This window comes from Deltaproteobacteria bacterium (assembly GCA_018668695.1).
Lineage (GTDB): Bacteria > Myxococcota > XYA12-FULL-58-9 > XYA12-FULL-58-9 > JABJBS01 > JABJBS01.
Genome location: JABJBS010000250.1, coordinates 1 through 8,049, shown reverse-complemented (window position 1 = coordinate 8,049; position 8,049 = coordinate 1). Strand labels below are relative to the sequence as shown.

Here is an 8,049-nt window from a genome sequence, read left to right as displayed (position 1 = left end):
TAATCATCACACTTCAGGTTGCAGCGGCCACGGAGGCCGTATTCGGTGGTGTTGTTGTCTCCGTCGTCACACTCTTCGCCGGCTTCTTGCACACCATTGCCACACTCTGCCCGGCCTGCGGTTACGCATACCCGGGCGGTGCCATCATCCGTGAGCATACACTCTGCAGTATCGGGGCAATCTGCATTGCTTTCGCATTCCACATAATAGTCTTCCGGAATTATCCACTCGGCGGTGCAGCCCGCGGTGAATAAGGCAATGGCCAGAATGTGAACCAAACTTCGGTGCATGTGCTTCCCCAGCTAGATTCTTGCAGACTCCGGATAGCCGCTCAATCCTTTCCCAATCCAAGAGGAAGGGCAAAGTGTTGCAAGATGAACTGGATGTGCTTCAAAATGGACAAGTGGCTGGGGGATATGAAGCATAGTCTTATAAGTTACTGAAATCATTGCCGTGATTTTTTGGCACGCTCCCTGCTTTTAAAAGAGCAGAAACACTTAAACAGGAGCCTCACCATGAACATTCAAACCAGCATTTTCAACGAACTTAAAAACTACGCAAACTTCTCTGGCCGAGCCAGCCGCAGCCAATACTGGGGTTGGTGTATATCTATGGTTCTTATTTCTCTCGCACTTACAACTCTCACTATAACCGTTCCTAATATCGCCACTGCTGCTATGTATTTGCAGGTTGCGGTTATCCCACCCGTCTTCGCCGTCAGCATCAGACGTCTTCACGATTTAGATAAATCAGGCTGGCATTACCTGCGAACCATGATTCCACTTATTGGTCCATTTATCATGCTGGTCTGGTCTTTCACCAAGGGCACCGAAGGCGTTAACCGCTTTGGCCCCGACCCACTGGCAACCGCAGCGTAAGCAAAATCCACTTATCGTACCTGGACCCTACAGCCTCCGACAAGCGGACTCGACGGTCTCCAGGAACCAGCGCACGCCCGGTTCGTCTCCGTTGGTGGCACTTCGAAACAAGGAGAGGCTCATCTGCGGAAGCACAAACGGCACCTCTCGACAGACCACGCCAAAGGCCTTGCGAGTGGGCTCCATGCTCATAGAAGGCACCGTAAGCAAGAGGTCCGTCTCCGCCAGGACCGAGGCAGCCATGGAGAAATAAGGGACCACGGCTCCCACCCGACGCTCGATGCCCAGCTTTGACACACGTTGTTCAATGGGACTAGGACTAGATTAAGCAGCAATGTGTGTTGAAACAAGACAATTACTCGGTTTTGTTTCCCTCTGACCTCGCTATAACTAAATCCAGACTCTCCAAACCAAAAACCATTAGCCAAACAATCGGACAATTTAAGAGCTGAAACGCACTTGTGCCTATGTGGTTAAATACCAAACGAACTCGCCAAGACTCAAAGCTGATAAAAGGAAGGCGTCCAACAAGATGCTGGGAATCCGCTCGGAACTCCCGCGCCTAAAAGCTTTATACTGGCTGCGCGATACCCTCGCTGAAAACACCAATACTCAGAAACATAAGCTCTGGTAGATGCATGATAGCGCTTCGCCCATGCAGTTAACTGGCGGCGACGCTCTCTCCACCACGGAGGTAATAAAGGCTTCGTACAAACGACTATGCTCATGCTCCGTATAGCTTTACGACCTACGACCGTCTTTCCTTCGCGCTTCCTGCGTGCTTTTTCCGTGGCAACGATTTCCGACACTAAAGCGCATGTATTCGCCCGCCTTATATCAACGCTTAGATGCTCCCAGCACGGCAAAGCATCCACAGCTAAATCAAGCTGCTGAATATAATCAGACTTATTAAGCCTTCTCTTACGCGCCAGCCTTGATTGGATTGTCTTTGCGCGGTGATACGAGGTGGCATCAAGCCATTCTGCCTTAATTTGTGCACCCGTCATCATATGCCTTGCGCAATGCAAGCCTGGCCAATGCTCGGGCCTCTCAACAAGGTCTTCTTTAACTCCTTGGCTTAGAATGTATTTCAAACATTTCACCTGGCTCTCTTCAGTGGGAAGAGCTGTTGCCACAAATCGCTGGTGCCAGAATGTGCCAGGAAGTTTATAGCGTTGACCCAAACGCCGAGATATTTCCCGCTTAATAAAACCTACAAAACCCGAAACATCATGGCCATAACCAGAAACCATCAAGTGAATATGGTTGGACATAAACGCAAAGCCATAAAGCTTCACTTCTGGCCAGTTTTGACGAGCCATCGCAACTACGCCTCCGCAAAGTGATGACACGCCTTTCTTGGGAGCTAGAAGAAATTGTCCGCGAAGCGTCTTGCTAATGATGTGGTAAACCATTCCTGGCTGAAGATATCGGGCGTGAGTTATTTTGGGAGAGTCTTCTGATATTTTTTCTGGCATGCCGAAAGCCGAGCAAGCCACGTGCCTAAGGAAAAGACAAAGAAATCAATAAGGCGCTGTCGCATCAAGTCAAAATGAAACCGCTTGCCCGCCCAAATGCGACATGCACAAGTTCCTGCTTAATCTATTCTCATAATCATTGACCCATGCATCGTATTCTGTTTCGGCACTTAGTTGGGGAATGGTCCAGTCATGGGTGAAACTGGTTTTCGATAATACTGAGCCACGGATATCTTGATGAATGTATCCGGACTCTTCTTCATTGCGAGTTCCATTTATAGTATTTCGAGCCTCTTCGATTACTACAGAGCCATTTACCGGCATTCTAAAAAGAACCACACCATCGTCGGGCCGAATTTCCGCAAATCCAGCGAAATCAATTACACGATTGGTGGTTGATTTTATTCTATTGGTTGTTTTGCGATACACCCGGTCGCCAGAACTATCGCAAACCCGCTCTGTGATGACCTCAGGCCCATCATTCAGGGTATTGCCTTGCTCTATCTGGGTCATGCAGCCGGCAGCATCCCACTGATAACTTCGCCATTGCCTCTCAGCCTGGTCCAGCTAGGTACTGGCATGACTTTCGATATCTCTCAATAAAGCCAGCAATCACAAACAAACCAAATGACATAGATCCCATCATTAAAGTAAGAGAACTTAAGTTGGAGTTCATTGATAAATAAATGGCAACTATTGAAACTGGAAAAAAAGCAGCAAAAATATTCCGGATAGTTTTCAGATTTCTCAGATAAGTATCAGAGATTTTATATTCTTTAATTTTGTGGAAAGTCATTCTCTTAAATCTCAATCTTGCTCATCAAACTTACCAAGTCCACAATGCACACAACGCTTTGTCGTCATACGACCAATAACTCCCGCAAAAGGTAAAGCGCCGAAGAAGGCGCGCTTACAGCGTGGACACTTAAACATACGCAGCCAGACATCAGAAATCAGCATTGGCGAAACTAGAATAAATAACGCCCCCATCTCGAAATTAAAGTTTCCCGCACCTGGTAAAGCCATCATGGATGCAAACACGAATCCTCCAGGAAAGAACATAATCAAACCTAAGAAGCCAATCAGACGGAATCTTCGATAACGTTGCCATGCCCTTTCATATGGTTGCTCCATGAAAGTGCTACTCCTTTTCACACGCCAAAATTGAAAATAACTTTAAAGGACAGAATAAGGGTTTTTGGGTTTAATAAAACTTCGGACGTCCTAGCCATAAGAGAACTGCTGGAACAACCATGAAGCCTATAAACATCCAAGCCTCAATGATTGGCAATGAATAAAGAACAAGATTAATGGTTGCTATGATTAGAGCTATTATCCAACTCGATAAAACACTCACGAATGATTTATTATGATATTTGATTCGAATTCGTATAAGCCCAGGTACCTAGTAGGGCGGTTCAAGGAGTTCAGTGGTTGCCGTATTGTAGAGCCAGGCCAAGCCGGTGTCTTCTACATCGGGCGGTGCATAGCTTTGATAATCTTCAAGCTGAGCTGTGAGCTCATTGAGCGCGCTGATACTCCACACTTCTTGGATAGCCACAACGTCGGGACGCAATCCCCGAAGACTCTTTACCGCATACTCCACGCTTTTGGAGTGTTTTGGGAAAGTTTCGATGTTCCAGGTGATGAAGTCGAAATGCTCATCATCCCCAAAAGAAGTCTCAAAAGCATCAAGCTCTGGTACGGGTTCTGGAGGAAGGTCAGAGATTGTTTCAGCGCACCCCAAGGTGAGCAGACTAAGTAGCGCAATGAGATGTGGGCTCGACCTAAATATCATAAAGACTATTTAATCGAGCTGCCTGTGAAGGGAAAGTGTTTATCCGCCGGGGTAGAACATAGTGGTAAAACCATGAATGCTCATGCACTCGGTGGCAGAGGAAGTGTCCACGCAGCTGCAATCACCTTGAGCGCAATTGTCAGGGAGGGGCGCACAATTGGAATAGAAGTCCGGTTCACTGTCTTCGCCTGCAATGTCGTTCATGCTAATATTGCACATTTCAGCTTGGCTATCGCACCGCGTGGTGCCGCATAGAAATTCTCCGATTTCGTCCGGTGACTCACAGCCTCCGTATTTTTGGTAATCCGTTCCAACGCTTTGAAGTTCGCAGTCGTTGGTACGAAAGGTGCCGTCACATCCACAAGCACCGGCTCCGCCATTGTCACAGGTTTCAGGTCGTGTTTGACAGGTGCCAGACATCGTCGAATTGATGGAGACGCCGCATTCGTCGTATGGAAAATCGCAAAACTGTATTTCAGGACAATCTTGGGATGAGCCGCAGCTGCTCTCGCACGCCATCTCGGTGCAGCTTGCCTCGGCCATAATTCCGGAGTCGGGACACTCACAGCTATTGCAGCCATCGGCGGCATCGAAGGATTCACCGGGTTCACAAGCCTCACCTTCAGGTACACATTCACCGTTGGCGCAGGGCCAACAATCGAGGTCGTCGCATGGATCGGATGGATCTGGGCACTCCACAATCGTCCAGCCACAAGACCCATCTTCTTGGGCTTCGCAATCTCCTGGACCCGCGATGGTGACACCATCTTCGCATAAGGAATTGGGCATGCCAGGCTCAGGGCCACACTCTTCAGGGGTGCAGCTCACTTGGCCGCCTGGATTTGTACTTGGGGCGGTTTCGCATCCTGCAAAGCAGAGCAATGAGCAAAGGCACAGAGCGATATATGTAAGGCGAGTGAATTGCATAGGGTTCTCCTTAGTGACTTCAAACAGACCCTTCAGGTTTGTCCGGAAGGAATTCGAGCAATGATGAAAGCAATCTTTATACCATACCGCTATCTCAGAAAAGTCCTTTGTTTACAGAGACATAAAGGGTGGCGGCTCTGTAGCTCGTGTCTCTATTGGTAGACAAGCAGTGGGGTGGTTCTAAACGTTTACATGATAGTGCTTGGTCAGAGCGGGATGTGACAACTTACCCGCGGTCTTGGAGCAGGTGATTTTGCGATCCTTTGAATGGTCTAATGTGCTTGACGAGTTGAGCCACCCTCGCCTAAGCGTGAAAAATGATCGAGTTAATCAGAATCTCCTTAGTGGAAAACATCTTTGCAGCGTGGGTCCTGGTGGCCAGCCTTGTCGCGACCATGCTGATCGTATTGGTGTCGCGTCGTTTCGCTCTCATTGAGCGCAGGCTGCAAGATCGTTTAAAGCATCTTGAATCAGTTTCAACCATTCAGACTGATTCTCCGCTCGACGACGGTGGTGAGACTTTCCGTGAGCATGGTCTTGAGAGTATTCAAACTCGTTTTAGGGTAATGAAGAGAGTTGTTTACCCTGTCGTTTGCTTGGCGTGGCTTATCGCGATTTGCGTTCCCATGCTTGATAAAATCCCGGCCGCTTTGCTTTCGTTTCTTTTGGGTACAGTGACAGTCATGGTGGGTATTGCAGCCCGCCCTTTTATTGAAAATGTGATTGCTGGGATTGTGTTGGCTTTTACTCAGCCGCTGCGCATTGGCGATACACTGCTCATTGATGGTCACTGGGGTAAAGTAGAAGATATCTCGCTTACATATTCCATTATTCAGGTTTGGGATTGGCGTCGCTATATTATTCCCAACAGTGAGTTGCTGAATAAGAACTTTATCAATTACTCACTCGTGGATACCTTCCAATGGTCATATGTTGAATTTTGGGTGTCTTATGAAGCAGATCTAGATGAGGTGAAAAGGCTAGCTATGGAGGCAACGGCTTCATCGAGCGCTTTCGTAGCTTACGAAGAACCGTCTTTTTGGGTCATGGAGATGGCAAAAGATGGTATCCGTTGCTGGGTTGCGGGATGGGTAGATACGCCGGCAGATGGCTGGACTTTAACTCATGACATTAGAACGACGTTATCCATGAGCCTTCATCGCAATGGGATTACGTGTCATGGATTTCATCATCGTGTTCAAGCCGATGCGCCGCAGACTTTACCCCATTTCAGTGGTGAGGGTCCGGTTCCTAAGAGCGAATCGGTCTAAGGCAAAAGGCTCAAGCCTCTAGCTCAATCCATGCCATCTTAAGTGGCCACAGCCCGTCGGGGCTGGGGAAATCTTGTTCAACATCGATGAATTCTAAATTGCTCACAGGGCGCTCAGCTTTTGCGGCACACTTGGTGAGCATATTTTCAAAGTCGCTACGGCTCACGGATGCAACATTATTGGTGACCAGCATATGACCGCCAGGTCGTGTGGATAGCAGGGCTGGTTTAAAGAGGCTCTGGTAATCGCCTACGGTATCAACAATCCCAAAATGACTCTTGGCGTATCGGGGCGGATCGAGAATCACCAGATCAAACGATTTTTCTTCTACCGCGGTAAAAGAGCGTTTCTGGCGTCGGCCTCGAACGCCGAGTCCTGCGTATTGCAACATAATCGGAATGGCATCTTCATGAATTGCGTTGAATGCATCTTCTAGGTCATTGGCAATGTAGTTGCTTCGACCCACTTCAAGTGCTGATTGAGCAAAGTCCACATTGATAACTTCTTTGGCGTCGCCGGCTACGGCGGCCATTCCTGCACCGCAGGTATAGGAGAAAAGGTTCAAAACGCTTTTGCCGGCAGCAAAACTTTTAATGTGTCGACGGGCTGCTTGAAAGTCTAAAAAGAGCAGTGGATCCATGCCTCGGTGTCTGGGTCGGGTGTCGTAGGTGAGTCCAAACTCAAGGCCTTTGGATTCATCTTCCAATTCCACGGGGTGCAGGCTGTGATCGGCTGAGCCGCGTTTGGCCCGGTGATTCCAAACCGGTGTGAGCGACAAGCCGGTTGCATCGGCAACGCTTGCTTGAAGGGTCTCTAAAAGTTTGGTTTCAATCGGTTCACGCCAGGTTTGAACGAGTAGGCAATCGCCGTAGCGGTCTACGGTGAGTCCTGGGCAACCTTCGTTGGTTCCATGAAAGAGCCGGTAGCAGGTTGTTTGCTCGGCATGGAGTGTCTCAATAAGTTGCTCTCGCTTCTGGAGCGCAGGGAGAAACAGAGAGGATAGAAAGTCGTCGTTCATGTCACTGCCTGGGGTGAGTCAAAGACTCTGAGACTATTTCTTGGGAGCTTTTGGATTGGCGTCGGCCCAGTGCTCTTTGATGAGCTTTTTCGCGTAGGCGCCAGTTGCCATTCTATAGTTGCTCTGCAGTACTTTGTCGGTGTACCTAGGGAATTCAACCTACCAAAACCCTAGAGCCTGAATGTATAACATCACGCTTTCGACTTGCCGAAAATCGCTAGTTCTTCCATTTTTAGCCTGAAATAGAGAAATTCAGCGCCCTACCCGGCTAACCAACGCCCGCAACTGGGCTCAGTCTGGGGCTCAACACACACCTATCCACCAAAGCTACAAAAAAGGCTTCGAATATTGGGAGATTTCAAGCTGCTCCCCACTCCCATTCATTCTCAAAATCAAATTCTCGCTGAGCAATAAATTGAGACGGATCAAAATCGGGGGAATCTGCAGGAAGGCCCATCGAACCGAGAATTGCGCGAATCGCATCGCGCTCCATAATACACGCAATCAAGCGCATAGGCCCTTGGCATCGCGGACACTCTAAAACATCAAGCTTAAATGCTCGCTTCATGAGCTCAGACCAACATTCATTCTGGGAATTCTCTACCCGGCTTTTTCCAGAAACAACCACAAACGAGCGAAGTGACGACGCCGATGCCAATACCCCATGATAGCGCACCTG

10 protein-coding genes are annotated in these 8,049 nt (G+C 48.6%); 2 read left to right on the top strand and 8 right to left on the bottom strand.

The annotated features are described in order from the left end of the window. Positions 1–290, bottom strand: a 290-nt coding sequence (locus HOK28_13345) for a hypothetical protein (GenBank protein ID MBT6434077.1), incomplete at its 3' end; no start/stop codon positions are given. A gap of 225 nt (positions 291–515) precedes the next feature. On the opposite strand from HOK28_13345, the gene HOK28_13340 reads away from it, so the two are divergent. Continuing rightward, positions 516–878, top strand: a complete 363-nt coding sequence (locus HOK28_13340; protein ID MBT6434076.1) for a DUF805 domain-containing protein — start codon at positions 516–518, stop codon at positions 876–878. 500 nt (positions 879–1,378) lie between these two features. On the opposite strand, the gene HOK28_13335 is transcribed toward HOK28_13340, so the two are convergent. The 5 genes from HOK28_13335 to HOK28_13315 form a co-directional block, all read right to left on the bottom strand. Beyond that, positions 1,379–2,356, bottom strand: a complete 978-nt coding sequence (locus HOK28_13335) for a hypothetical protein (protein MBT6434075.1) — start codon at positions 2,354–2,356, stop codon at positions 1,379–1,381. A 69-nt stretch (positions 2,357–2,425) separates the two neighbouring features. Next, positions 2,426–2,869 carry a hypothetical protein gene (locus tag HOK28_13330; GenBank protein ID MBT6434074.1) on the bottom strand — a complete coding sequence of 148 codons (444 nt, stop codon included), beginning with the start codon at positions 2,867–2,869 and terminating at the stop codon, positions 2,426–2,428. 294 nt (positions 2,870–3,163) lie between these two features. Continuing rightward, a complete protein-coding gene (locus HOK28_13325) occupies positions 3,164–3,490 on the bottom strand; it encodes a hypothetical protein (GenBank protein ID MBT6434073.1) in 327 nt (108 codons plus the stop codon). A gap of 271 nt (positions 3,491–3,761) precedes the next feature. Beyond that, complete coding sequence (locus tag HOK28_13320; protein MBT6434072.1) at positions 3,762–4,154, bottom strand: endonuclease/exonuclease/phosphatase family protein; 393 nt, start codon at positions 4,152–4,154, stop codon at positions 3,762–3,764. A gap of 39 nt (positions 4,155–4,193) precedes the next feature. Next, complete coding sequence (locus tag HOK28_13315) at positions 4,194–5,081, bottom strand: hypothetical protein (protein MBT6434071.1); 888 nt, start codon at positions 5,079–5,081, stop codon at positions 4,194–4,196. Positions 5,082–5,398: 317 nt separating this feature from the next. On the opposite strand from HOK28_13315, the gene HOK28_13310 reads away from it, so the two are divergent. Beyond that, a complete protein-coding gene (locus HOK28_13310; protein ID MBT6434070.1) occupies positions 5,399–6,352 on the top strand; it encodes a mechanosensitive ion channel in 954 nt (317 codons plus the stop codon). A 10-nt stretch (positions 6,353–6,362) separates the two neighbouring features. On the opposite strand, the gene HOK28_13305 is transcribed toward HOK28_13310, so the two are convergent. Both HOK28_13305 and HOK28_13300 read right to left on the bottom strand, forming a co-directional pair. Then, complete coding sequence (locus HOK28_13305) at positions 6,363–7,370, bottom strand: SAM-dependent methyltransferase (protein ID MBT6434069.1); 1,008 nt, start codon at positions 7,368–7,370, stop codon at positions 6,363–6,365. Between the two features lie 358 nt (positions 7,371–7,728). Beyond that, entirely contained in the window at positions 7,729–7,938 is a 210-nt protein-coding gene (locus HOK28_13300; protein ID MBT6434068.1) for a hypothetical protein, read from the bottom strand. Between the last annotated feature and the right edge of the window lie 111 nt (positions 7,939–8,049).